Source organism: Flavobacterium amniphilum (assembly GCF_023634845.1).
Taxonomy (GTDB): domain Bacteria; phylum Bacteroidota; class Bacteroidia; order Flavobacteriales; family Flavobacteriaceae; genus Flavobacterium; species Flavobacterium amniphilum.
This window is the reverse complement of the sequence record NZ_JAMLJL010000005.1, coordinates 199,792-223,361: the sequence shown is the minus strand read 5'-3', so window position 1 is coordinate 223,361 and position 23,570 is coordinate 199,792. Positions and strand designations below refer to the sequence as shown.

Sequence of the window (23,570 nt, the reverse complement as noted above, 5' to 3'; positions counted from 1 at the left end):
GAAAATTTTAAGAGTAAATTTTAGTACAGAAATAAATATACCCAAATTTATATTTTAGCTTTTATTTCGCCCAAATCACTTTCTGACCGGGTGATTTTTAAGGTCCATAATGCCAGGAATGTGCCTAACACGCCTAAAGTTCCCATAAAAATCCAATTGGCTTGGTAGTTTTTAAAGTAATGAATAATCTCTAAACCAACTTTACCGCTAAGAATATGTGCCAAACTGTAGCTCATGGTGAATATGGCCATGTATCTGCCTTCATGTCCTTTCGGAGCCCGGCTCATGGCAAATGAATTTGAAAAAGGGAAGGCAAACATCTCACCGAATGTCATAAAAAGCATCATGATAATTAGTATTCCGACCCATTGATTGATAAGTAATAAAAATAAACTGGCCGTCATGCAAATAGCCCCCAATGTTACCACATTTACTTTATTGAACTGCTTTCTTTCAACATAACTCACTAATGGCATTTCTAAAAAGAATATCAATAATCCGTTCATCATCATTAATAAACCTGTCTGGAATTCGGTTAGATTAAACTGTGCTTTATGATAGAGTGGAAGTGTTGTAAATAACTGGAAGAATAAAATTCCCGTGATACAACAACTCGCCAGAAATACCATAAAGGCTTTATCTTTGAAAACGGAATGGGTTAAAACTTCTCCCGGATGTTCTTTGTCAGTAAATTTTGAATGCTTCTTTTCTTTTACAAAACACCAGAAAATCAATATGGCTAAAATACAGGTAGCACCATCAACCCAGAATAGCCCTTTATAACCAATATTCATAATAATTAAACCTCCCATGGCAGGACCAGCCGCGAAACCAAGGTTGATTGCCAGGCGGACTAAAGTTAGCGCTCTTGTTCTGTTTTCTTTTTTTGCATAGGCGCCAAGTGAAACAAACATGGCCGGTCTGAACATATCAGCGACAACCATAATCAAAAATATGCCTATACATAATCCGACGAAACTGGTTATATACTGTAAAATAAAAAAAGAAATACCACTTGTAAGTAAACTGAAGATCATGATTTTGTAAAACCCAATCTTATCGGATAATTTGCCTCCCAGCCAGGAGCCTATCATTGATCCGACACCAAAGAAAAACAAAACCCAACCCACTTTATCTAAATCAAAGTGCAGGTCTTCATTTAAATATTTGGATAAAAAGGGTAAAACCATCGTACCGGCACGGTTGATGAATGTCATTAATGTCAGTATCCAAATTTCTTTTGAAAATCCCTTGAAGTTATTAATGTAGCGAAGGAAGGCGTTTATAAGAAGCATTGTATAAATTATGAGTCTCAAAGTTAGTGAAATACTGCTTTGAAGTGAAAATTGTTTAACCTAATTTTGTGAAAAATACGACAATGAAAAGAATATATTTTTTACTGCTTTTTTTTACGTTTAATGTTGTTTTCGGGCAGGAAAAATTGGAATCTGCATATGATTACCAGCAAAATCTGAATAAGGAATTTGCAGACAGTACTTCAAGTCCGTTAATGAAGGAAGATTTAGCACATTTTAAGTCGCTTGATTTTTTTTCGATTGATGAAAGTTATAAAATAAAGGCTGTTTTTACCCGAATCGAAGGTAAAACTTTCGAAATGAAAACCACTACGGAGAGAAAACCTAAATACCGGATTTACGGAGAATTGAAGTTTCAGATAGGTAAGAAAAATTTAAAATTGTTGGTATACCAAAATTTAGACTTAATGAAAAAACCCGGATATGAAGATTATCTTTTCTTACCCTTCAGTGATTTGACAAACGGAAAAGAAAGTTACATAGGCGGGCGATATCTCGATATGCGCATTCCTGTTGGTAATGAAGTGATTATTGATTTCAATAAAGCTTATAATCCTTACTGTGCTTATAACTATAAGTATTCCTGTCCGATTGTTCCTATGGAAAATGATTTGGATATTGAAATAAATGCCGGAGTTAAAAAATTCCACGATTGATGTTGTATAATCTTCATACACACAAGGCTTCCGAAACTGAAAATGTTTTTGAAATTGTAAATCAGTATCCTTATGATTTTGACCCAAAAGCACATTTTTTTTCGATTGGAATCCATCCCTGGTATATTGATCCGGAAAATTTGGACAGACATTTGAAAATTGTTGAAGAAAAGTTACAATTGCCAAATTGTATGGCTCTTGGCGAGTGTGGTTTGGATAAACGGATCGATACTCCTTTGGATTTTCAGGTTTCAGTTTTTGAAAAACAATTAGTATTTGCACAGAAATATAAAAAACCTGTAATTTTGCACTGCGTTTCAGCATATCAGGAAGTTATCGAAATAAAAAAGAAATTGAAAATAGAAGAGCCAATGATTATTCATGGTTTTTCTAAAAATTTTCAAGTGGCAAAATCATTGCTGGATAACGGATTTTATTTGTCTTTTGGTAAATACCTGCTCCGTAATCTTGAATTGGCTTCGGTTTTTGAGAAAGTACCGAATGACCGTTTTTTTATGGAAACAGACACTATAGAAGAGACAATTCAAGAAGTTTATAATAAAGCTTCATTGATTAAAAATATAGAAGTGGAACAGCAGGTTGAAAATAATTTCAAAAAAGTGTTTCAGATTTAGAGAATAGATTAAAAAGAAATAATTAGGTATAATAAAATAAAGATCGTAAAAATGGCAGTGTGGCAAGAAAGAGCAGAGTTATTATTTAAAAAAGAAGGATTAGAAAAGTTAAAAAATTCCAATGTATTGATAGTTGGTATGGGTGGTGTTGGTTCTTTTGCTGCCGAATTTGTTGCCCGTGCCGGAGTGGGTAAAATTACCATTGTGGATGGAGATGTGGTGGATATCACAAATATTAACAGACAGTTACCGGCTTTGCATTCAACGGTTGGAATGCCAAAAGTAGAATTGATGGGAGCACGTTTGATGGATATCAATCCCGAATTGGTATTAACAATTGTTCAGGAATTTCTTTCACCGGAAAGAGCTTTTGAATTGGTTACTGAAGAATACGATTATGTGATGGACTGCATTGACAGTATCACGCCTAAACTGAACCTGATTATAGCAGCTAAACGTAAGAAGGTAAAAATTATCAGTAATATGGGAGCAGGAGGGAAGTTTGAAGCCGGGAAAGTATGTGTGAAGGATATTTCAAAAACAGATTATTGCCCATTGGCTAAGCAAGTACGTAAGCGATTAAAAACTGAAGGTATTTCAAGTGGTGTTAAAGTGGTTTACTCGCACGAGAGACCGGATTACGACAGTGTTAAAATGACTGATGGTTCAAACTTCAAGAAATCTTTTTACGGAACCAACAGTTGGATGCCCGCTTTGTTCGGCTTGCATGCAGCAGAGAAAGTGGTAAGGGATTTATTGAAAAAACAATAGTGAAGAATATAAATAAAAAAGCCGGTATTTTTTACCGGCTTTTTTATTTATTGTGGTTTGTTTTTTCTGTTTTTGTCAGCATTAAGAATGTCTTTCACAATCGCTTCTGTTATCGAATCCTGATTAACACTTTTGGCTTTTTCTACCGGAGCTTCTTTTTTTATCGGTCTCACTGGTACAAAAATTTCAGTTATCCATTTAGATGCTGATTTATCGGTTGTGATGTTTTTGGAGATGACTTCAATTTCCTTGAAATTGTCGCTTTGTTCCAAATTGTTTTTTACCATGAATTCACGGATTTTGGATAATGCTTCTTTTTTATGATTGTAATTTCCGGTTAAAGTAGCTTTTACAGTACTGGACGGGTTGATTTGACCTGTGTAAAATTCACTGTCGGTGGATGTATACACTTTTTTCGCTGTTGGAATGGCCAATGAAAATTTATATAAATTGTTTACGGTGTCTTTTTGATGGTAAACAATAAAAGGAGCTCCCTTTGTTGGAGTGTTAGTTGTTATAATAAGCTCTTTTAATTTAGGTAGATAAAATTTTATTTTTTGCGGAATTTCTTCGGCTTTTGCAGACATTACTTTCTGGATATAGAAAATGGTATCGCGTTTTATAAATCCGTCCAACTTAATAGTATAAGTATTGATTTCCCTTGTAAGTGTATGGTTGATGGAATTCAGTCCTTCATCAAACTTATCGGCAAAATCATTGCTGACACCTCTTCCGATGATGCTTAGGAATTTGTCCCTGAAAGACAAACTTCCCTCGGTTTTCCAGCTTAAAACAGTTTTTTTGTTTAAAGTATCTTTTATAGTAAGCTTCAAATCATTAACAATTTCATTAATGGTAATGTTATGAATCAGAGTTTCTTCATCCGGATTTTCAATTTTGTTGATTTTCCAGATTTCATCTTTCCAGGGATTAATGGAATCCCAGTTTTGTTTGTCGGTTACATATTTGTAGACGATGCTTTTGGGAACATCAATAATCTTTTTTCTTTCAATTGTATAGCTTCCGTCCTTAGTGGCAACAAAAACAGAAACCGTTCCTATTGTAAGGAGGATTAATAAGAAAATGTATTTAGCAATCTTCATAGATCCGGGTAAAGTGAGTCGCGTAAATTTAGAAAAAAAATGTTAAAACATTCTCTTTTTACATCAATCTTTTAATAGCGTTTTGATTACAAAGAGTAATCCGATAAAAAGTAAAAATGCAAGTAGTATCCAAATGCTTCCTTTGTAATATTGTTTGTGGAGTTTTAAATCTTTTCTGTATGAAAAAACCATAACGGCAATGAAACTAACGGCAAAAATTAATGCAAACAATAGTTGACCTTTACTGAACATATTTTTTTTGACAAAAATAAGTAATTGTAAAATCAATATACTATTTTGCAGGCGAATAAATCACTAAAAAAATGCAAAAACAAATACAGGCTGTACATGAATTTCACAGCGCTTTCGGGTTAGGGATAAAAAATGCTCCTTCGGGGGATTTAGGAGAGAATAAGAATTTGCTTCGTTTCAATTTGATGAAAGAAGAAAATGAGGAATACTTGGAAGCTGCACAAAATAATGACATTGTTGAAATTGCAGATGCTTTAGGTGATATGCTTTATATATTATGCGGAACAATTCTCGAGCACGGATTGCAACACAAAATCGAAGAAGTTTTTGACGAAATCCAACGCAGTAATATGAGTAAACTTGGTGAAGACGGTAAACCAATTTACAGGGAAGACGGGAAGGTGTTGAAAGGTCCGAATTACTTCAAACCTAATTTTGAGGAAATATTAAAATAAAAAAAGCGGTTTAGATAAACCGCTTTTTTATTGAAATTTTATATGATTTAAACTGAAACTGTCCAGCCAAAAGTATCTTCATCAATTTTGTATTGGATGTTAGTCATTTTTTCTTTTAAAGTTAAGGCAAATGAATTTTCTAATTTTGGTAGTTCATAGTAGGTATCAGCATGTTGGAATCCAACAATCGGGTTTACGACAGCTGCAGTACCCGCTCCGAAAATTTCTTTAAGGCTTCCGTCTTTTGCGGCTTCCACTAATTCAGAAACCAATACAGGGCGTACTTCAACATTGATTCCTTCTCTTTTTGCCAAATCAATTAAGCTTTTACGGGTAACACCATCAAGGATTCTGTCACTCGTTGGAGCTGTGTATAAAGTATTATTAATTCTGAAGAAAACGTTCATGGTACCGCATTCTTCTAATTTAGTATGTGTGGCGTCATCAGTCCATATTACCTGCTGAAAACCAGCATTATGAGCTAATTGCGTCGGATAAAACTGACCTGAATAATTTCCGGCTGCTTTAGCCGCTCCAATTCCACCATTAGCAGCACGGCTGTAATAATCGGCAATAAGAACTTTTACTTCGCCTGAGTAATAGGCTCTTGCAGGCGATAAAATAATACAGAAACGGTATTGCGTTGACGGTTGTGCAATTACACCACTACCGATTGCAATCATGAATGGTCTTATATATAATGAGTTACCTTTTCCTTTTTTAACCCAGTCTTTTTCAATTTTGATTAGTTCCTTTAATCCGTCAACAAATATGTTTTCAGGGATTTCAGGCATACACAAACGAACGGCTGATTTATTAAAGCGTTGATGGTTTTCTTCAGGTCTGAATAACCAGATACCGTCGTTTTCATCTTTGTAAGCTTTCATTCCTTCAAAAATGGCCTGGCCATAGTGAAAAACTTTAGCTGATGGATCTAAAGTGAATGGCTCATATGGTTTTATAGAAGGTTTTTCCCAAGCTCCATTCCTGAAATCACAAACCAACATATAGTCGGTAAAAACATTTCCAAATGTTAAGTTTTCAAAATCTACCTGATTGATTTTAGAGGAGTTAACTTTTGTAAAATCAATATCACTTTGAATATCTAAGCCCATTGTTGTAATTATTTTTTTGCTAATTTATGAAAAAACAGCTCATATTGTTAAATAAAGACCAAGAATCGAATTTGTTTGGGTTATTTTTTTGATAATATCAAATTTTTAAAAAATGGATTAACAATATGTTATTTTTTTTAGAAAAGTTTTAAAGTATGTATAGCTTTTCGCTGATTTCTCCTAGATTTGCATTAGTAAACAAAAAACTTCTTAAATAAAATGAAAAAAATAAAACTATTTGCTTTAATGGCTGTGCTATTTACAGGTGTTGCTGCAAACGCACAAACTACTGCTAAAAAAGAGAAAGCTGCAAAAGGTATGGTCAATACAAATGATTATGCTGTTTTTGGGGAAAAATTCACCGCTTCAAATGTGTTGACTGAAAAAGCCATGTTGAAAAAATATAAATCTCTTAAAAAAGGAGATACCATCACAGTTAAGTTTAAATCGGTAATCAAAGAAGTGTGTAAAAAGAAAGGTTGCTGGATGAATATGGATCTATCAGACAATTTGAATTCATTTGTGCGATTTAAAGATTATGGCTTTTTTGTTCCTTTAAATGCTGACGGAAGTGAAGCAATTGTAAGCGGGAAGGCCTATATTGATGTCGTTTCTGTGGATGAATTACGTCACTATGCCAAAGATGCCAAAAAATCCCAGGATGAAATCAATAAAATCACCAAACCTAAAGTGACGTATGCATTTCAGGCAACAGGTGTTTTAATTAAAAAATCATAATGCGTCTTTTTATTTTCTTAATCAGTTCATTATTACTTTTCTCATGTGAAAAGAAAAAGAAACAGTGTGAATTACCAAAAAAAGAGGAAAAGAAGTTTGAGATGTACGAAATGTCTGAAATGGCAATGCTGATGGAGCAAATGTATGTGGATAATGAACGGTTAAAGCAACGCATAGTTGACGGTGACACTATTGGTAAATTTCCCCAGCATTTTTTGAATATTCATGAAGCTGTAATGACTGATAAGCAGGAAAATGATACTTTCTTTAAAGAACATGCGGCATCTTTTATCAAGTCACAGGAACTTATTTATGAAGATCCGCAAAACGCGAAAGAACATTTTAATGCAAGCATAGGTGAATGCGTAAAATGCCACGAGGTTAAATGTGGCGGTCCAATTGTACGCATTAAAAAGCTATATATTAAATAATATTGGAAAGAAAGATTATTACCACTCTGGATGGTTCAACAACCATTCAGTTAGTTAACTGGGATGAATGTTACCATTCTAAAAATGGTGCGGTTCAGGAAGCCCAACATGTATTTATATCTAACGGACTTTACCTTCTTGAGGGAAAGTCTGTTTCTGTTTTGGAAATTGGCTTCGGCACAGGGTTGAATGCTTTTGTTACGTATCTGGAATCCCAAAAAAATAATTATTCAATTGATTATGTTGGGGTTGAAGCTTATCCTGTTAAAGAAGATGAGGCTTTTGCAATGAATTATGTGGAGACTTTGGATGCATCCCAATATGAAAATGTATTTAAACTGATGCATCAATGTTCCTGGGAAGAACGAAATGAAATTTCCCCTGATTTTTTCTTAACCAAAAAGCAACAATTATTTCAAGAGATAGATTTCGTAAATCAATTTGATATTGTTTTCTTTGACGCGTTCGGTTATCAGGTCCAACCTGAACTCTGGAGCACTGAAATTTTTGGAAAAATGTATATGGCTTTAAAAGAAAAAGGAATTTTAGTGACTTATGCAGCCAGAGGCGTTGTTAAGCGTTCTTTATTGGAAGTTGGCTTTCAGGTTAAAAAAATGCCTGGCCCGCCCGGTAAGCGTGAAATGATGGTTGGATTTAAATCGGTGTGAGCAATTTTCACAAATTTATAACGTTTTAGTTGTAAGTTTTTACTATATTTGAATGTACAATACCGCAAATTATTATTATGTCAAGACAAATGGTTGCCTATGCAAAATCGATTCTGGAGAGAGTCAGTTTTGATCCAGCTTTGTTTGGTAAAGAGCTTGTAAAAGCCGTTAAACAATTACTACCTTACGAAGTTGAAGAATTAAGGATCTGGTTTTTTGATTTTACAAAAGAAAAACCAGAACTCAGAAAATGTGAAATTTACCTGAATGTATAATTAAAAAGGAGCTTTTATAGCTCCTTTTTTTATGGTACTTCATGTTAAATCTGTAGGGTATTTTCTAGATAATTTACGATTATTTGCATTTTATCGATTTTATTTGCGTTTTATCGATGTTTTTAACTACTTTTACTAAGAGTTCTTCATCAAGTGTTTCATTAATAAAATTGTAGTTATGCCTCGAATGATTTACGATTACACCAAAAACGTACTTGAAAAAGTTAGCTTTGATTTAAAACTTTTTGCAAAGGAATTGAAAAAGGCTGTTAGAAATTTACTTCCTTATGAACTAGAACATCTAAAAAATTGGCTGTTGTATTTCACAAGTGAAAAACCAGAGCTGAGACAATATATACATATTGTTGATGTCTAACCCAAAAACATGAACTTGATTAGGAGCTTTTAAGCTCCTTTTTTATTTCTTTTGTAATGGACTGATGATTTCTACGTTTTGAAAAGCTATAGCGCCACGCAAAACGCCTGAAATGGTTGTCCGTAAAGCTTCGATGATGTGAATCTTCAATTCGTTCTTAGGAAAAATTAAACTGATTTCCCTTGCCGGTTTCGGTTCTGTGAAATGTTTCAGTTTTTGTTTGTCATTTTCCTTTAAATCCAATGTGTGTAAATAGGGTAGAAGTGTAATTCCCAAACCTTCATCGGCCAATTTAATCAAGGTTTCAAAACTTCCGCTTTCAATCTGGAATTTACTTTCGGCATTAACCGAATTGTTTTTGCATAAATTCAAAATTCCGTCCCTGAAACAATGTCCGTCCTGTAATAACAAAATCTCTTCCACATTCAAATCAGATACTTCTAATTCTTTTTTGCTGTACTTCGGATGCTCCTGTGGTACATAAACCATAAACGGTTCATAATACAAAACGACTTCTTTTATTTTTTCTTCTTCCAATGGTGTAGCAGCAATGGCAGCATCCAAATGCCCATTTTTTAATTTGGTTACAATTTCAGAAGTATTTAATTCTTCAATGATCAGTTTTACTTTCGGATATTTTTTGATGAAATTATTCAGGAACATTGGTAATAAAGTCGGCATCACTGTTGGTATAATTCCTAATCTGAATTCTCCACCTATGAAACCTTTCTGCTGATCGACAATATCCTGAATTCTGTCGGCTTCATTAACGATATTTTTAGCTTGGGCAACAATCTTCTGTCCAACTTCAGTCAATTGTATTGGTTTTTTGCTTCTGTCGAAGATGATGATATCCAGTTCTTCCTCAACCTTTTGGATTTGCATACTGAGCGTTGGTTGTGTCACAAAGCATTTTTCGGCTGCCAATGTAAAATTTTTATACTCGGCTACAGCCAGGACATATTGTAATTGCGTAATGGTCATTAATAATAAATTTTGATACAAATATAAAAACTATCAATTTAATTTATACTACTTCTGTTTGAGATTCCACTAATTTTGGCTTAAAAATAACAGATTATGAAAACAAACAGTCTAGGATTACCTCAGGAAGAAATTCAGGTACTGATTAAAGATTTGAATATACTTTTAGCGAATTTCCAGGTTTACTACCAAAATTTGCGAGGGTTACACTGGAATATCAGGGGAAAACGTTTTTTTGATCTTCATCTGAAGTTTGAAGAATTATATACAGATGCCCAACTTAAAATCGATTTAATTGCAGAGCGGATTTTAACGCTTGGTGGTACTCCGTTACATACTTTTGAAGACTATATTAAAAATGCTAAAATAAATGTCGGAAAAGATATTTCAGTTGATGAAATGGCAATAACTTTAGTTGTGAATTCACTGGTTGAGTTGTTGAAAATTGAAAGAACAATTTTAAGACAATCAGGTGAAATTGATGATGAAGGAACAAATGCTATGGTGAGTGATTTTATTGTTGAGCAGGAAAAAACAATTTGGATGATGAAAGCCTGGCTGGGAGAAACTATTTAGTTTTATCCAGATTTTCATTGAAAGCTGAAGGCAATAAACGGGGAATGAATTTAACCAGAATAGGAAGTAGTAAACTTCCTCCCGGTACTAAAAATATAGTCAGTGAAGGAATGGTTTTGCAAATATCCAATAACTGGTTTTTTACTTTCCTTTTTTCTTCCTGATTTAATTCCCTGTGGGTGGATTGGGTAAGGAGCAACATTAACTCCCTGCTTTGGGATATTTCGGTCAGTAATCTCCCTTTGTTGCGCGTTATTAAGGATTGGACATTTTGGGTCGTCTGATCGTAGAAATGCTTTACTGGGTTTGAATAGTTAAAATAAGATATGTTTTTTTTGTTTTTGCTGAGAAAAACATCCATATCAACAACACTTTTGTGTGCGAAGTCTTTTGAAACATTTAGTTTTTCTGCCAGTTCATTTAAAAAATGTTCTTCAATATTTTCCATTTTTCCGTCATTCCACATTGCCATTCCGGCAATATCGATCAGGTAAAATTTCTCGTAATCATTTTTTAAATAGGAAAAATTAAATTCATCTAACGATGATTTATTTCCTGATTGGTTAAATTTTGAATAACGGACAGAAGATTCAAATAATTTCAATAATAAATCATCGTATTTTGATTTACTTTCTTTGGTTTTTAATGCCAAAGCGACCACGTTTACAATAATTTCTTCCGCTTTTTTAAAATATTTGGTCGAAATATCTTCTGTTTCCAAATATTTTTGAAAAGCCAATACATCAATAAATAAAAGTGCATTTGTAAGGATGTGCGAAAAATTTTTACTGATGATATTGTTATTGGTCAGAATACGTGAGCCAATAATTTTTTCAAGTTTACTCGGAAGAGAATCTGTTGGTAATATAACTTCCAGTAAACCTGTTTTTTTAGGATGTAATTCTTCGTAAAAAGCGACACACTTCGAGATAAATTCATCTGTATTCCGGTTTTTTTCGGATAGTTGATAAATACCAAAAAGCGTGTTGAGCAAGGCAATTTTTGAAAACTCCGAAGTTGTCCAACTTTTGGTATCAATAGGGAATTCTGTAACAAAATGAGTGGTATAGCCAAATAAAAATCCCGTTTCACGTGTAAGTTCATAGAATAATCTGTTGTTATCCATGACAACACTGTTATCAGAATTCTGTTCGAAGAAAAACTTCTCTACCCAACCATGTGCAGAAGGATTAATCATACCTGGAAATTGTAATGCAAATCTATATTTTTTTTGTTATTGAATTGTCAAAAGGCTATTAACAATTATTGTCTTGATTTAATATTTTCTTCACAAAGCCTGATAATTTCCGTTATTCTGTTGTTTCGTGTTTCTTCTCTTTTAGCCTGATTAAGCCAATATAAATAGCTCTTTCTGTAGGAATTGCTGAATTTCTGGTAATTTTCGTAAGCAGTTTTATTCTTATCAAAAGCAGTTTGCAGATCTTCCGGTATTTCATGATTTTCAACTCCGTCCAAAGAAGTCCATGAACCATTTTGTTTTGCAATCTCAATTTTTTTTAATCCGCTTTCATGCATTAATCCGTCAGCGGATAATTTTTCAATGTAGGTCTTATTGAGTTTACTCCAAACGCTTTTATCCTTCCGTGGTCCAAAAGTTTGTTTTCTGCGTTCATCGTCTAATCTCCTTACAGTAGAGTCAATCCAACCATAACATAAAGCAACCTGTACGGCTTCTTCCCACCGCATACTTTCAAATTCTGAATCGACACGGTAGAAAATTAATTCGACACCATTATGACCCAAATGGTTTTCATGCAGCCATTCACGCCATTCAAGAGCGTTTTTAAAGTAGAGAAGGGGTTTACTCATGATGATTTGTATTTGTTAGAGAGATCATTAAAAAATACAATAGTTTTATTAATGCATTATAGAGCAATAAAATAAGAATGATTTTTAAACAAATTTCTGTCATCTTTTTTTTGTCTGTCCAAAGTAATATTTTTTTAGAAGAGATTAATAAGATTATCAGAGGTGTGATATAGCCAATTGAGTAAAAAAGTATGTCTGTTGCATTTATTTTTATACTTTCAAACGCCACTCCAAAGTTTATAGAATCAAAATTATAGTTTTCAAGCATTACATATAGAAGGCCAATTGAAATTGAAAACAAAGCAAATACTGAAGTTTTGTTATGCTTTTCAATTTGCTTCATTTTTAAAAAAAGCCATAAAGAAGAAAATATAATCAGTAATGAGGAAAAGATGGGTAAAAAGAAAAGGAAATGTTTGTAAAAAGCACTATTCAGATTATCTAAATTGCTTTTTATCAGAAATGCTGAAACAATTATAATAGTTGGAATGATAAAAAGAACAATTTTATTTTTATTGGTTGAAGTGCTTCTCCCATATAAAAACAAAATTGTTATAAAAAATGATAGTGTCAGAATATTTAATGACGATTCTATGCCATTAAAAAAATGATTTACCATAAAATTATTTGATTATTGCCGTACATGCCACTCTTCCTCCTGCATTACCTGTTGGTTGAGTTGTAAAGTCATCAGTTCCTTTGTGTACGATGATGCTTTTTCCAATGATATTTTTAGTTTCATCTTCACAACTAATACACCATTCATCAGTAGAAAAAGTTATGGTTCCGTCTCCTTGTGCATCTGCAGTGAAATTACCGATATCACCTTTATGATATTCGGCCGAGCCCCATTTACCATGCTTTTTGAATGTCGGATTCCAGTGACCTCCAGCTGAAGATGCATCAGGTGCCGAACAATCAGATTTTTCATGTATGTGAATAGCGTGTTCGCCAGGAGTCAATCCTTTGATATTGGCCGTAAAGGTAACCACTCCGTTTTTTTCAGTAAAACTTGCCGATCCGGAAACCTGTGTATCGCTTTTTGGCTGTAGCATCAGGATTAATTCGTTTTTACCACTGGAAGCAGTTTTACAGGCCATTACCAATGCAAACACTGATAAACCTAGAATTATTACTTTTTTCATAATGACAGAAAATTAGTTTATAGTTTAATAGTTGTTAATCAAAACTGATATCACCCAGAAGTTCTCCTTTAGAATTTTGATAACGGTAAATTATTTTTGAAACTCCGTATGATTCTTTTAAATTTTCAAAAATCTTACCGTTATTGCTTCTTTGAACAGTTTCCTTTAAATAGGATATGGTTCCTGGATTTTTTAGTGCCTGTGCAAAATCTTCAGGTGCTTCAGTAATACAGATAATGTTATTATATCGATCCAATTTTAGTTTCAGTAATTTAGTTTTATCAGTTTCATTTTCTATTGGAAGGCTTCTGTTTAAATTTGCCAGTATTTTTACCAATTCAGGATTTTTTCCTGAACTAAAGTCATAATCGTCACTGACATGGGTTTGATTTTCGGATAAAAGTTGATTCATTTTCTTTTTATCCAGTGTTATTTTGTTTAAAATGTAATTATCAAGTGATCTGAATGTTAAATTGATGACAGCTCCTTCATTGATTAGATCGCCGGCTTCATCCTGTATTAGTGCGTAGGAAATTGTCTTTGGAAGCATTTTCACTCCAACATTGGTTTCGCAATCTGCTTTTTTCAGATTTAAATCATAATCAATTTCGATGATTACTTCCTCTAATATTTTTTCACCGATTATCTTTGCAGTTGTTCTGTAAATAAGGTTACTTTTTAAGAGGGGAGCCGCATCATTGTATTCATTTATGAATTCATAACTCTTTTGAACTCTGTTTTTACAAGCGGTAAATAATGATAACGATAGAAGTAGGAAGATTATTTTTTTTAGTGCCATTGGGTTTTTATTAGCTAAGGTAAATTTAATAATTTCTACCCAAAGAATAAACTTGATTTTGAATAAAGAAAAAAGCCACAGCAGAATTAACTACTGTGACCTTTCCCACCAAACTAATTAAAATTTATTATTAAAAACAATACGCGTTTTCTACTACCAGTTTAGCGGCAATAGTTTCTCTCAATGCAACAACATTAGGCATGTTTACATATTTTGTGAAACGGCGTAATCCCATTAACATCATGCGTTGCTCGTCACCTTCGGCGAAAGAAGCGATACCTTCTTTTCCTTTTTGTGTGATGATATCCACCGCATTGTATAAGTATAATTGGGCCATGGCGATTTGTTCTTTTACATTTTCTGCACCTTTAGCTTTTGCTAATTTTTCAGTACGTAAGATTCCGCTTTCAGCCATATAGATCTCGATAAGCATATCAGAAGCTGCCATCAATAACTGTTGGTGTGCTTCTAAATCAGGGCCGTATTTTTGTACAGCAGCTCCGGCAACCATTAAGAAAGATTTTTTCAATTTACCGATTAATTCTTTTTCTTCAGCAAATAATTCTGAGTAATCCGGAGTATCAAAATCAGGAATTCCCATTAATTCTTCAGCAACTTTCATGGCAGGTCCAAGTAAATCAACGTGACCTTTCATGGCTTTCTTCACTAACATACCTACAGAAAGCATACGGTTGATCTCGTTTGTTCCTTCGTAAATACGAGCAATACGGGCATCTCTCCATGCAGATTCCATTGGAGTGTCTTCAGAGAATCCCATACCACCAAAGATTTGGATTCCTTCGTCAGCACAGCTTTGGATATCTTCAGAAACTGCTACTTTAAGGATAGAACATTCGATAGCAAATTCTTCCACACCTTTTAATTCTGCTTCCTGATGTGTTGAACCTTCCGCTTCACGGGCAGTAATTCTGTCTTCAATGCTTTTAGCAGCACGATAAGAAGCTGATTCGCCAATGTAAGCATTCGTAGCCATTTCAGCTAATTTAGAACGGATAGCACCAAAGTTGGCAATTGGAGTGTTGAACTGTAAACGCTCGTTAGCATATTTTACAGAAGAAGAAATTGTTCTTCTTTGCGCATCCAAACAAGCTGCTGCCAATTTAATACGGCCAACATTCAAAGCATTCATTGCAATTTTGAATCCTTCTCCACGGCCAGCTAACATATTTTCAGCAGGAACAACTGTATCATTGAAGAATACCTGGCGCGTTGAACTAGCTCGGATACCTAATTTGTGTTCTTCTTCACCTAAAGTAATTCCGTTAGGGTTTGCTGCATCGTATTCAACTATGAAACCGGTAATGTTTTTATCATTTTCGATTCTTGCGAAAACAATCATCAAACTACAGAAACCTGCGTTTGAAATCCACATTTTCTGACCGTTGATTTTATATGATTTTCCATCAGCCGAAAGTTCCGCCTTTGTTTTTCCAGAGTTAGCATCAGAACCAGCTCCCGGCTCAGTTAAACAATATGCACCAAACCATTCACCAGAAGCTAATTTTGGAACATATTTTAATTTTTGCTCTTCAGTACCATATAAAGTAATTGGCATTGTACCAATTCCTGTGTGCGCACCAAAAGCAGTAGAGAACGATCCGGTTGCACCTGAAATATAATCACAAGTCAACATGGTAGAAACGAATCCCATTCCTAATCCGCCATAAGCTTCAGGAACAGCAACACCTAATAATCCTAATTCACCAGCTTTACGCATGGTTTCTTCCGTATAAGCGTAATCTTTCTTTTCAAATTTTTCTTTGTGTGCCCAAAGTTCCTTATCAACGAATTCTTTTACGGTGTCACGCATCATGATTTGCTCTTCCGAGAAATCTTCAGGAGTGAAAATATTTTCACATTTAGTTTCTTTAACAAGGAATTGACCTCCTCTAGTAATATCTGCCATAACTCTTTTTGTATTTTGTTCTTTGTTGGTTCTTATAATAATTCAAAAATACCAGCAGTTCCCTGCCCGGTTCCCACACACATCGTTACCATTCCGTATTTATTACCGCGACGCTTCATTTCGTCAAATAACTGAACTGATAATTTAGCTCCTGTACATCCCAGAGGGTGACCTAAAGCAATCGCACCTCCGTTAACATTAATAATTTCCGGATTTAAATCTAATTCACGGATTACAGCCAATGATTGTGCTGCAAATGCTTCATTTAACTCGAATAATTCAATATCAGAGATTTTTAAACCTGCCTGTTGAACCGCTTTTGGAATAGCTTTAACCGGACCAATACCCATGATTCTTGGTTCTACACCTGCAGAAGCGAAGTTTACCAAACGTGCGATAGGCTCAAGGTTTAGTTCTTTCACCATTTCTTCACTCATGATCAAAACGAAAGCAGCACCATCACTCATTTGAGAAGAGTTACCAGCAGTAACCGATCCATCAGCAGCGAAAACTGGTTTTAATCCTGCTAAAGCTTCAACAGACGTTCCGGCTCTTGGTCCTTCATCTTTAGTTACAGTGTATGATTTGGTTTCTTTTTTACCTGCTTCATTTAAGAAAGTTTGTTCAACAGTGATTGGAGCAATTTGAGCGTCAAATTTACCTTCTGCCTGGGCCTTTAAAGCTTTCATATGCGATTGGTATGCAAACTCATCCTGATCAGCTCGGGAAACGTTGAATTGTTTTGCAACAGCCTCAGCTGTTAAGCCCATTCCCCAGTAATAATCTTCATGACCGGCTGCAGCAGCTTTATAATCCGGAGTTGGTTTGTAACCACCCATTGGGATATAACTCATGCTTTCTGCACCACCAGCAATAATGCAATGTGCCATTCCTGACTGGATTTTAGCTGTTGCCATACCAATGGTTTCTAAACCAGACGCACAATACCGGTTAACGGTTACTCCAGGAACATCGTCAACTTTTAATCCCATTAATGAAATTAAACGGCCAACGTTTAATCCTTGTTCAGCTTCGGGCATGGCGTTTCCAACCATTACATCGTCAATTCTTGTTTTGTCAAAACCTGGTAATTGAGCCATCATGTACTCGATAGTTTCTGCGGCTAATTCGTCAGGTCTTTTGAAACGGAACAATCCTTTTGGTGCTTTACCAACGGCCGTTCTATATCCTTTTACTATATATGCTGTTTTCATTTTTTAGTTTCTTAGAGGTTTTCCTTTAGTTAACATAAATTGGATACGCTCCAATGTTTTTCTTTCTGTACAAAGTGATAAGAAAGCTTCTCTTTCAATATCCAGTAGGTATTGTTCAGTTACCAAAGTCGGTTCTGATAAATCTCCACCAGCCATAACGTAAGCTAATTTGTTAGCGATTTTCTGGTCGTGTTCAGAGATGTATTGTCCGGCTACCATTTGGTCTGTTCCCACTAAGAACATACCTAAAGCCTGTTTTCCTAAAACTTTGATGTCTTTACGGCGTGCAGGTTGTGTATATCCGGCTTCTGCCATTAATAAAGCATGTTTCTTAGCTTCGGCAATTTGACGGTCTTTGTTTACTACAACTACGTCTTTTCCTTTTTGTAAAATTCCTAAATCGAAAGCTTCGTATGCTGAAGTAGCAACTTTAGCCATACCGATGGTCAAGAAGTATTCTTGTAAAACATTTAATTCAACGTCGTTTTTACGGAATGTATCGGCGGCACGTAAAGCCATTTCTTTGGATCCACCACCACCAGGAATTACACCCACACCGAATTCAACTAATCCGATATATGTTTCTGCAGCTGCAACTACTTTATCAGCATGCATTGAAAGCTCACAACCACCACCTAAAGTCATTCCGTGTGGTGCCGCAATAACCGGAATTGAAGAGTAGCGTGCACGCATCATCGTATCCTGGAACATTTTGATAGCCATGTTTAACTCGTCATATTCTTGCTCAACCGCCATCATGAAAATCATTCCGATATTAGCACCAACAGAGAAATTTGTACCTTGGTTACCAATTACCAATCCGTTGTATTCTTTTTCAGCTAAGTCAATTGCTTTGTTGATTCCTTGGATTACACCGCCACCAATTGTATTCATTTTCGAATGGAATTCCAGGTTTAGGATTCCGTCTCCGATATTGTGAACCGTACAATCTGCATTACCCCAAACTTTTTTGCTTTCGCGGATATTATTAAGGATTATAAATGCATCTTGACCCGGAACCTTAGTTTGTGATTTAGTGGCAATGTTGTAGAAATGGGTAGAACCTTCTTTTACTGTGTAGAAAGATGTATTCCCACTTGCAATCATATCATTAACCCAAGCTGATGGTTCATAACCTTCCGCTTTCATTAATTCGATACCTTTTTGAACACCAATGGCATCCCAGATTTCGAAAGGACCGTTTTCCCATCCGAAACCGGCTTTCATGGCATCGTCAATTTTGTAAAATTCATCAGTGATTTCAGGAACTCTGTTTGAAACATATGCAAACATTGCTGAGAAGTTTTTGCGGTAAAATTCCCCCGCTTTATCAGTTCCTTTAACTAATACTTTGAATCTGTCGATTGGCTTTTCAATGGTTTTTGTTAATTCCAAAGTTGCAAAAGATGCTTTTTTAGCCGCTCTGTATTCTAATGTATTTAAGTCTAATGAAAGAATGTCTTTTCCTTCTTTTTTGTAGAAACCTTGTCCGGTTTTACTTCCTAACCATTTGTTTTCCATCATTTTTGTGATGAAATCAGGAAGTTTGAACAATTCGTGTGCTTCGTCATTCGGACAGTTTTCATATAATCCGTTGGCAACGTGTACCAAAGTATCCAATCCAACAACATCAACAGTTCTGAAAGTAGCAGATTTCGGGCGGCCGATAACCGGTCCTGTCAATTTATCTACTTCTTCTATTGTTAATCCCATCTCTTTTACCAAGTGGAATAGACTCTGGATTCCGAAGATTCCGATTCTGTTTCCGATAAATGCCGGAGTATCTTTTGCAACAACTGAAGTTTTACCTAGAAATTGCTCACCGTAGTTATTCAGGAAGTCCAATACTTCGCTAGAAGTTTGAGGACCAGGGATAATTTCAAATAATTTCAAATAGCGGGCTGGGTTGAAGAAGTGTGTTCCGCAGAAATGTTTCTGGAAATCTTCGCTTCTACCTTCGCTCATAAATTTAATTGGAATACCAGAAGTGTTTGAAGTAATTAAAGTGCCTGGTCTTCTGTGTTGGTCGATTTGTTCGAATACTTGTTTTTTGATGTCAAGGCGTTCAACAACAACTTCGATAATCCAGTCTACATCTTTGATTTTTGCAATATCATCAGTTAAGTTTCCTGTGCTGATGCGGTTTGCGAATTTTTGGTCGTAGATAGGAGAGGGTTTTGACTTTAAAGCAGCTGTCAAACTATCATTAACGATACGGTTGCGTACTACTTTGCTCTCAAGGGTTAGACCTTTTTTCTGCTCAATTTCGTTAAGTTCTCTCGGAACAATGTCTAAAAGTAAAACTTCGACACCGATATTAGCAAAATGACAGGCAATACCTGAACCCATAATTCCGGATCCAACTACCGCAACTTTTTTAATAACTCTTTTCATTTTCTAATTCTTCTGGTTGATTGAATATGTTTTTATCTTGAATTAATTCATTAATTATTTCGGCAACTTCCATGAAGTGCATGATTTTTTCATCAGAAACATGTTTTCTTACGGTTTCATTAAATTTAAGAACGGTTTGTTTCGATAATTCTCTTTTTTCTTTGCCTTCTTTGGTCAGGTAAATTAAAACACCTCTGCCATCGGCCGGATTTGGTTTTCTGTATATCAATCCTTTTTCTTCCATCGATTTCAGAGTGCGGGTCAAACTTGTTGGTTCCATTCCCATGCGGCTGCTGATATTGGTCGACGGTGTTCCTTCTTCCTTGTCAATACTTAAAAGTGCAAATCCTACAGCCATTGAACCACCGTATTTGGTTGCTTCTTCGTTGTACATGCGTGACACGGCCTGCCAGGTTGCGCGTAGTACATAGTCTATAGTTTTATCTTTCATAGATTTGTTCTAATAAATCAAAAGTAATAAAAAATATTATGCGCGCATAATAAATTATGAAAATTTTTACCAGAAAATAATACCAATAAAAAAACTCCCTTTATTTGAGGGAGTTTCGGAGTTTTATTTTCTGATATTATTTTAATTTGCCGGAAACTAATCCGATAGCACCACCAACAACTGCTGACATAACAATATTGATTGCGACATCAAGACACATGTTTGTAGCGTTGAAAGGCATGTTGGAAAACATAAAGAAATTCATGGATAGGCCATAAAAGAAACCAATAATTGCACCGGCAACTGCTCCGGTTGCAAATGTTGAGATCATTGCCCATTTATTAAAAATATAGGAAACAAACAATGAAAATGTCAGGCAACCTAAATAGATAAAGGTTAGATTTTGATTTTCAGAAGCTGGGAAAATGTCTTTAAAAAGAGTACCGTAAAATAACCAGCCTAAAAGAAAATCAACGATACTTCCAATGATCCCTCCAATAATAAAATTTTTTAAATTCATCTTGTTTTTTGTTTTTGGTTAGAATGTGAATTTAATAATTTTATTCTTAATAAACTGATTTTTAAGTGTTTATTTTTTGTTATTGAAAGTGTTTTGGTCAACATCCTTCAAAAATTTTATAACGCCCGGTATATAAATTTTCTGGTCATCATACTGGGAAAGATGGCTGCCGTTAGGGCAATATAGGAATTGACCGTTTTGGACCTCTTTTGACATCCATTCCATGTGTTTCGGATCCATAGTGTCATGTTTTGACCCAATAACCAATGTTGGTACTGAAATCGTTTTTAGTTGGTCACGGACATCCCAATCTTTTAATGTTGCATTTCCTGTTATTCCGAATTCACTTGGTCCCTGCATATAGATATATACATTCGGATTAAGGTGTTTGAAGCATCTGTTAACAGATTCCGGCCATTCGTTTAGAGGTTTTCTCAGTATGTGTTCAGTATAATAATATTTGAAAAGTAATTTCTGGTATTCTGGATTATGATAATCTTTATTTTTTTCAAATGTTTTGATCTGTTCGAATACTTCTTTTGGTAATTGTGGACCTAATACTTCCTCTGCATATTTATTGTATTCAGGCGCACTGGACATCATGTTGGAAATGACTAATCCTTTTAAATTATTTTGGTATTTAAAAGCATATTCCATAGCGAGTATTCCGCCCCAGGATTGTCCCATCAGGTAAAAATTATCTTTGTTTAATCCTAATGCTTTTCGGACTTGTTCAACTTCTTCGACAAAGCGCTCGTTTGTCCAAAGTTTGTTGTCATTTGGCTGGTCACTGTAATAAGAACCGAGTTGGTCATAATAAATATACTCGATGCCTTCCTGTGGGAAATAACCATCGAAACACTCGTATAATTCATGTGTAATGCCAGGACCTCCGTGAAGCAATAAAACCTTTATTTTTGGATTGTTACCAATTCGTTTGGTCCAAACCTTAAATTCTCCGGCCGGAGTTTTGATGGGAATCATTCGGATTCCTCCTGCATATTGATCTTCAGGATTTGCGTAATGCAGGTAGTCTAAATTAGAAACTTCCTCTTTGTTTTTGCAATTAAAGAAAGTTACCATAATTAGAGAAAAACAAAGAAGAAGTTTAAATTTCATGACAAAAGATTTTAGTTATATATCTTATCGTAAAGGCCTTTGTATTTTTCAAGGATTACTTTACGTTTAACTTTTAAAGTAGGGGTAAGTTGTCCGCCGTCTATAGACCAGATGTCAGGTGTTAATTCAAATCGTTTGATTTTTTCCCAATTTCCAAATTTAGTATTAAAAGTATCAACTTCCTGCTGGATTCTTTCAATCACTTCTTTATTTTCTATTATTTCTTCATTGGTTTGACCAATTTGGATTTTGTGGATGGAAGCCCATTCTTTGATAAAGTCAAAATTCGGTTGAATGATAGCTCCCGGCATTTTCTGACCATCTCCAACAACCATAATCTGCTCAATAAAGCGGGATTGTTTCATGGTGTTTTCCAATAATTGCGGAGCAATGTATTTTCCGCCCGAAGTTTTGAACATTTCCTTTTTGCGGTCTGTTATTCGTAAGAAGCCTTCGCTGTCAAATTCTCCAATATCACCGGTATGGAAATAACCATTACTAATGACTTCATTAGTCAGTTTTTCATCTTTATAATAGCCCATCATAATGTTTGGTCCTTTACAAAGAATTTCACCGTCTTCAGCAATTTTTACGTCAAGATTATCGATTGGTTTTCCAACTGTACCAATTTTAAAACCTTTATTTCTTTGGTCGTTTACTGTAATAACAGGTGATGTTTCGGTTAATCCATAACCTTCCATAATTGGAATTCCTGCAGCAGCAAATACGCGTGTTAATCTCGGTTGAAGTGCAGCACTTCCGGAAACCATTAAATCTAATTCCCCGCCAAGACCCTCCTGCCATTTGCTGAAAATCAATTTACGGGCGATTTTTAATTGGAATTCATACCAAAATCCGTTTGCACCATATGGTTCATATCTTAAGCCTAAATCAATGGCCCAGAAAAACAGTTTTTTCTTTAATCCGGTTAATTCGGTTCCTTTTTGATAAATTTTATCATATACTTTTTCTAAAAGTCTTGGAACAGCTGACATTACATTTGGTTTAACTTCCTTAAGGTTGTCGCTTAATTTTTCGATTGATTCGCCAAAATAGATTGAGATACTGTAGTATTGATATAAATACAATATCATACGTTCGAAGATATGGCAAACCGGTAAGAAGCTTAACGCCCGGCTTTTTCCTTCTTCAAAAGGAATTCTGTTTGAACTGTCAGTAACATTAGATACAATATTACTGTGTGACAACATTACACCTTTAGGTTTTCCGGTTGTTCCAGAAGTATAAATAATGGTGGCTAAATCTAATGTGTTAACACTGTTTTTTCGTTCTTCCACTTCATTTTGGTTTGAAGTGTCTTCGCCAAGTGTTAATAATTCAGTCCAGTGTTTCTCGCCCTGAATTTCATTGAACGTATAAACATGGGTCAAAGTAGGTACATTCCCTTTTATGGCATTCAGTTTATTCAATACTTCAATATCGGAAACGAAACAAAATTTTGACTCTGAATGATTTAAAATATATTCATAATCTTCCTGTGCAATAGTGGGATAGATAGGAACGGTTTGTGCTCCGGTCTGTAGAGCACCAATATCCATGATATTCCATTCTGTCCTGTTATTGGAAGAAATGATGGCGATTTTATCATTTTTTTGAATCCCAAGCCTTAATAAAGCTCTCGAAACTGCATTGGCTTTGTCAATGTATTCCTGCGTCGATGTTTTCACCCAAACGCCATTGTATTTTGTTACTAATGCATCCGGTTTGTTTTGTCTACTTAACTGGTGATATGGGAAATCAAATAATCGGGTAATTTTGGTCATTATGGTTTTAACTATAAAATTGGGATTGCAAAGTAA

At 34.9% G+C, this 23,570-nt stretch carries 26 protein-coding genes; 10 read left to right on the top strand and 16 right to left on the bottom strand.

The features are described 5' to 3' along the window. Positions 1-47: 47 nt before the first annotated feature. On the bottom strand, positions 48-1,295 hold the full coding sequence (locus NAT51_RS07840; RefSeq protein ID WP_250597529.1) for an MDR family MFS transporter: 1,248 nt from the start codon (positions 1,293-1,295) through the stop codon (positions 48-50). 83 nt (positions 1,296-1,378) lie between these two features. On the opposite strand from NAT51_RS07840, the gene NAT51_RS07835 reads away from it, so the two are divergent. Genes NAT51_RS07835 through NAT51_RS07825 form a run of 3 tightly spaced genes read left to right on the top strand, consistent with a single transcriptional unit; the run spans position 1,379 to position 3,378 of the window. Then, positions 1,379-1,972, top strand: a complete 594-nt coding sequence (locus tag NAT51_RS07835) for a DUF1684 domain-containing protein (protein WP_250597527.1) — start codon at positions 1,379-1,381, stop codon at positions 1,970-1,972. Continuing rightward, positions 1,972-2,607: a TatD family hydrolase gene (locus NAT51_RS07830; RefSeq protein WP_394799691.1), complete on the top strand. Its 636-nt coding sequence runs from the start codon at positions 1,972-1,974 to the stop codon at positions 2,605-2,607. The genes NAT51_RS07835 and NAT51_RS07830 overlap by 1 nt, the downstream gene beginning before the upstream one ends. Before the next feature lie 51 nt (positions 2,608-2,658). After that, positions 2,659-3,378 carry a tRNA threonylcarbamoyladenosine dehydratase gene (locus NAT51_RS07825; protein ID WP_250597518.1) on the top strand — a complete coding sequence of 240 codons (720 nt, stop codon included), beginning with the start codon at positions 2,659-2,661 and terminating at the stop codon, positions 3,376-3,378. Between the two features lie 47 nt (positions 3,379-3,425). Here the strand turns inward: NAT51_RS07825 and NAT51_RS07820 are convergent, their stop codons facing one another. Next, positions 3,426-4,481, bottom strand: coding sequence for an AraC family transcriptional regulator (locus NAT51_RS07820; RefSeq protein WP_250597516.1), 1,056 nt, complete (start codon positions 4,479-4,481; stop codon positions 3,426-3,428). A gap of 323 nt (positions 4,482-4,804) precedes the next feature. Here NAT51_RS07820 and NAT51_RS07810 point away from each other — a divergent pair, with 323 nt between their 5' ends. Then, positions 4,805-5,188 carry a nucleoside triphosphate pyrophosphohydrolase family protein gene (locus NAT51_RS07810; RefSeq protein ID WP_250597506.1) on the top strand — a complete coding sequence of 128 codons (384 nt, stop codon included), beginning with the start codon at positions 4,805-4,807 and terminating at the stop codon, positions 5,186-5,188. A 47-nt stretch (positions 5,189-5,235) separates the two neighbouring features. On the opposite strand, the gene NAT51_RS07805 is transcribed toward NAT51_RS07810, so the two are convergent. Further along, positions 5,236-6,303, bottom strand: a complete 1,068-nt coding sequence (locus NAT51_RS07805; protein ID WP_250597504.1) for a branched-chain amino acid aminotransferase — start codon at positions 6,301-6,303, stop codon at positions 5,236-5,238. A 219-nt stretch (positions 6,304-6,522) separates the two neighbouring features. Between NAT51_RS07805 and NAT51_RS07800 the strand changes: the two genes are divergently transcribed. From NAT51_RS07800 to NAT51_RS07780, 5 genes are all read left to right on the top strand, one after another. Continuing rightward, positions 6,523-7,041, top strand: a complete 519-nt coding sequence (locus NAT51_RS07800; RefSeq protein ID WP_250597502.1) for a DUF4920 domain-containing protein — start codon at positions 6,523-6,525, stop codon at positions 7,039-7,041. Then, positions 7,041-7,472: a hypothetical protein gene (locus NAT51_RS07795; protein WP_250597500.1), complete on the top strand. Its 432-nt coding sequence runs from the start codon at positions 7,041-7,043 to the stop codon at positions 7,470-7,472. Before NAT51_RS07800 ends, NAT51_RS07795 begins: the two co-directional genes overlap by 1 nt. Before the next feature lie 2 nt (positions 7,473-7,474). Then, the gene (gene mnmD, locus NAT51_RS07790) at positions 7,475-8,140 is read left to right on the top strand and encodes a tRNA (5-methylaminomethyl-2-thiouridine)(34)-methyltransferase MnmD (RefSeq protein ID WP_250597498.1); all 666 of its coding nucleotides are present in this window, start codon (positions 7,475-7,477) and stop codon (positions 8,138-8,140) included. 77 nt (positions 8,141-8,217) lie between these two features. Continuing rightward, complete coding sequence (locus NAT51_RS07785; protein ID WP_250597491.1) at positions 8,218-8,415, top strand: hypothetical protein; 198 nt, start codon at positions 8,218-8,220, stop codon at positions 8,413-8,415. A 178-nt stretch (positions 8,416-8,593) separates the two neighbouring features. Then, positions 8,594-8,791, top strand: coding sequence for a hypothetical protein (locus NAT51_RS07780; RefSeq protein ID WP_250597489.1), 198 nt, complete (start codon positions 8,594-8,596; stop codon positions 8,789-8,791). 42 nt (positions 8,792-8,833) lie between these two features. On the opposite strand, the gene NAT51_RS07775 is transcribed toward NAT51_RS07780, so the two are convergent. Beyond that, positions 8,834-9,775: a LysR substrate-binding domain-containing protein gene (locus tag NAT51_RS07775; RefSeq protein ID WP_250597487.1), complete on the bottom strand. Its 942-nt coding sequence runs from the start codon at positions 9,773-9,775 to the stop codon at positions 8,834-8,836. A gap of 96 nt (positions 9,776-9,871) precedes the next feature. Between NAT51_RS07775 and NAT51_RS07770 the strand changes: the two genes are divergently transcribed. Next, on the top strand, positions 9,872-10,351 hold the full coding sequence (locus NAT51_RS07770; RefSeq protein WP_250597485.1) for a Dps family protein: 480 nt from the start codon (positions 9,872-9,874) through the stop codon (positions 10,349-10,351). Here the strand turns inward: NAT51_RS07770 and NAT51_RS07765 are convergent. The 12 genes from NAT51_RS07765 to NAT51_RS07710 form a co-directional block, all read right to left on the bottom strand. Next, a complete protein-coding gene (locus NAT51_RS07765) occupies positions 10,344-11,549 on the bottom strand; it encodes an LETM1-related biofilm-associated protein (RefSeq protein WP_250597483.1) in 1,206 nt (401 codons plus the stop codon). The genes NAT51_RS07770 and NAT51_RS07765 overlap by 8 nt on opposite strands. Before the next feature lie 65 nt (positions 11,550-11,614). After that, on the bottom strand, positions 11,615-12,181 hold the full coding sequence (locus tag NAT51_RS07760; RefSeq protein ID WP_250597481.1) for a YdeI/OmpD-associated family protein: 567 nt from the start codon (positions 12,179-12,181) through the stop codon (positions 11,615-11,617). Beyond that, positions 12,174-12,524: a hypothetical protein gene (locus NAT51_RS07755; protein ID WP_250597479.1), complete on the bottom strand. Its 351-nt coding sequence runs from the start codon at positions 12,522-12,524 to the stop codon at positions 12,174-12,176. Before NAT51_RS07755 ends, NAT51_RS07760 begins: the two co-directional genes overlap by 8 nt. A 280-nt stretch (positions 12,525-12,804) precedes the next feature. Beyond that, positions 12,805-13,326, bottom strand: a complete 522-nt coding sequence (locus tag NAT51_RS07750; protein WP_250597477.1) for a superoxide dismutase family protein — start codon at positions 13,324-13,326, stop codon at positions 12,805-12,807. A 34-nt stretch (positions 13,327-13,360) separates the two neighbouring features. After that, the gene (locus tag NAT51_RS07745; RefSeq protein ID WP_250597475.1) at positions 13,361-14,125 is read right to left on the bottom strand and encodes a hypothetical protein; all 765 of its coding nucleotides are present in this window, start codon (positions 14,123-14,125) and stop codon (positions 13,361-13,363) included. 130 nt (positions 14,126-14,255) lie between these two features. Next, positions 14,256-16,052 (bottom strand): acyl-CoA dehydrogenase family protein, encoded by a 1,797-nt coding sequence (locus NAT51_RS07740; RefSeq protein ID WP_250597467.1) that lies wholly within the window; start codon positions 16,050-16,052, stop codon positions 14,256-14,258. A 32-nt stretch (positions 16,053-16,084) separates the two neighbouring features. Next, positions 16,085-17,266, bottom strand: a complete 1,182-nt coding sequence (locus NAT51_RS07735; RefSeq protein ID WP_250597459.1) for an acetyl-CoA C-acyltransferase — start codon at positions 17,264-17,266, stop codon at positions 16,085-16,087. Between the two features lie 3 nt (positions 17,267-17,269). Continuing rightward, entirely contained in the window at positions 17,270-19,660 is a 2,391-nt protein-coding gene (locus NAT51_RS07730) for a 3-hydroxyacyl-CoA dehydrogenase/enoyl-CoA hydratase family protein (RefSeq protein WP_250597457.1), read from the bottom strand. Further along, positions 19,644-20,111: a MarR family winged helix-turn-helix transcriptional regulator gene (locus NAT51_RS07725; protein ID WP_250597454.1), complete on the bottom strand. Its 468-nt coding sequence runs from the start codon at positions 20,109-20,111 to the stop codon at positions 19,644-19,646. Before NAT51_RS07725 ends, NAT51_RS07730 begins: the two co-directional genes overlap by 17 nt. A 136-nt stretch (positions 20,112-20,247) precedes the next feature. After that, positions 20,248-20,631, bottom strand: a complete 384-nt coding sequence (locus NAT51_RS07720) for a hypothetical protein (protein WP_250597445.1) — start codon at positions 20,629-20,631, stop codon at positions 20,248-20,250. 69 nt (positions 20,632-20,700) lie between these two features. Further along, entirely contained in the window at positions 20,701-21,750 is a 1,050-nt protein-coding gene (locus NAT51_RS07715; protein ID WP_250597443.1) for a proline iminopeptidase-family hydrolase, read from the bottom strand. An 11-nt stretch (positions 21,751-21,761) separates the two neighbouring features. After that, positions 21,762-23,534: an AMP-dependent synthetase/ligase gene (locus NAT51_RS07710; protein ID WP_250597421.1), complete on the bottom strand. Its 1,773-nt coding sequence runs from the start codon at positions 23,532-23,534 to the stop codon at positions 21,762-21,764. Positions 23,535-23,570: the final 36 nt, after the last annotated feature.

Excerpts from the sequence above, each read along its gene's own strand:
- NAT51_RS07840 (WP_250597529.1), bottom strand. The coding sequence starts at position 1,295 with ATGCTTCTTATAAACGCCTTCCTTCGCTACATTAATAACTTCAAGGGA.
- NAT51_RS07835 (WP_250597527.1), top strand. The coding sequence starts at position 1,379 with ATGAAAAGAATATATTTTTTACTGCTTTTTTTTACGTTTAATGTTGTT.
- NAT51_RS07830 (WP_394799691.1), top strand. The coding sequence starts at position 1,972 with ATGTTGTATAATCTTCATACACACAAGGCTTCCGAAACTGAAAATGTT.
- NAT51_RS07825 (WP_250597518.1), top strand. The coding sequence starts at position 2,659 with ATGGCAGTGTGGCAAGAAAGAGCAGAGTTATTATTTAAAAAAGAAGGA.
- NAT51_RS07820 (WP_250597516.1), bottom strand. The coding sequence starts at position 4,481 with ATGAAGATTGCTAAATACATTTTCTTATTAATCCTCCTTACAATAGGA.
- NAT51_RS07810 (WP_250597506.1), top strand. The coding sequence starts at position 4,805 with ATGCAAAAACAAATACAGGCTGTACATGAATTTCACAGCGCTTTCGGG.
- NAT51_RS07805 (WP_250597504.1), bottom strand. The coding sequence starts at position 6,303 with ATGGGCTTAGATATTCAAAGTGATATTGATTTTACAAAAGTTAACTCC.
- NAT51_RS07800 (WP_250597502.1), top strand. The coding sequence starts at position 6,523 with ATGAAAAAAATAAAACTATTTGCTTTAATGGCTGTGCTATTTACAGGT.
- NAT51_RS07795 (WP_250597500.1), top strand. The coding sequence starts at position 7,041 with ATGCGTCTTTTTATTTTCTTAATCAGTTCATTATTACTTTTCTCATGT.
- NAT51_RS07785 (WP_250597491.1), top strand. The coding sequence starts at position 8,218 with ATGTCAAGACAAATGGTTGCCTATGCAAAATCGATTCTGGAGAGAGTC.
- NAT51_RS07780 (WP_250597489.1), top strand. The coding sequence starts at position 8,594 with ATGCCTCGAATGATTTACGATTACACCAAAAACGTACTTGAAAAAGTT.
- NAT51_RS07775 (WP_250597487.1), bottom strand. The coding sequence starts at position 9,775 with ATGACCATTACGCAATTACAATATGTCCTGGCTGTAGCCGAGTATAAA.
- NAT51_RS07770 (WP_250597485.1), top strand. The coding sequence starts at position 9,872 with ATGAAAACAAACAGTCTAGGATTACCTCAGGAAGAAATTCAGGTACTG.
- NAT51_RS07765 (WP_250597483.1), bottom strand. The coding sequence starts at position 11,549 with ATGATTAATCCTTCTGCACATGGTTGGGTAGAGAAGTTTTTCTTCGAA.
- NAT51_RS07760 (WP_250597481.1), bottom strand. The coding sequence starts at position 12,181 with ATGAGTAAACCCCTTCTCTACTTTAAAAACGCTCTTGAATGGCGTGAA.
- NAT51_RS07755 (WP_250597479.1), bottom strand. The coding sequence starts at position 12,524 with ATGAAGCAAATTGAAAAGCATAACAAAACTTCAGTATTTGCTTTGTTT.
- NAT51_RS07750 (WP_250597477.1), bottom strand. The coding sequence starts at position 13,326 with ATGAAAAAAGTAATAATTCTAGGTTTATCAGTGTTTGCATTGGTAATG.
- NAT51_RS07745 (WP_250597475.1), bottom strand. The coding sequence starts at position 14,125 with ATGGCACTAAAAAAAATAATCTTCCTACTTCTATCGTTATCATTATTT.
- NAT51_RS07740 (WP_250597467.1), bottom strand. The coding sequence starts at position 16,052 with ATGGCAGATATTACTAGAGGAGGTCAATTCCTTGTTAAAGAAACTAAA.
- NAT51_RS07735 (WP_250597459.1), bottom strand. The coding sequence starts at position 17,266 with ATGAAAACAGCATATATAGTAAAAGGATATAGAACGGCCGTTGGTAAA.
- NAT51_RS07730 (WP_250597457.1), bottom strand. The coding sequence starts at position 19,660 with ATGAAAAGAGTTATTAAAAAAGTTGCGGTAGTTGGATCCGGAATTATG.
- NAT51_RS07725 (WP_250597454.1), bottom strand. The coding sequence starts at position 20,111 with ATGAAAGATAAAACTATAGACTATGTACTACGCGCAACCTGGCAGGCC.
- NAT51_RS07720 (WP_250597445.1), bottom strand. The coding sequence starts at position 20,631 with ATGAATTTAAAAAATTTTATTATTGGAGGGATCATTGGAAGTATCGTT.
- NAT51_RS07715 (WP_250597443.1), bottom strand. The coding sequence starts at position 21,750 with ATGAAATTTAAACTTCTTCTTTGTTTTTCTCTAATTATGGTAACTTTC.
- NAT51_RS07710 (WP_250597421.1), bottom strand. The coding sequence starts at position 23,534 with ATGACCAAAATTACCCGATTATTTGATTTCCCATATCACCAGTTAAGT.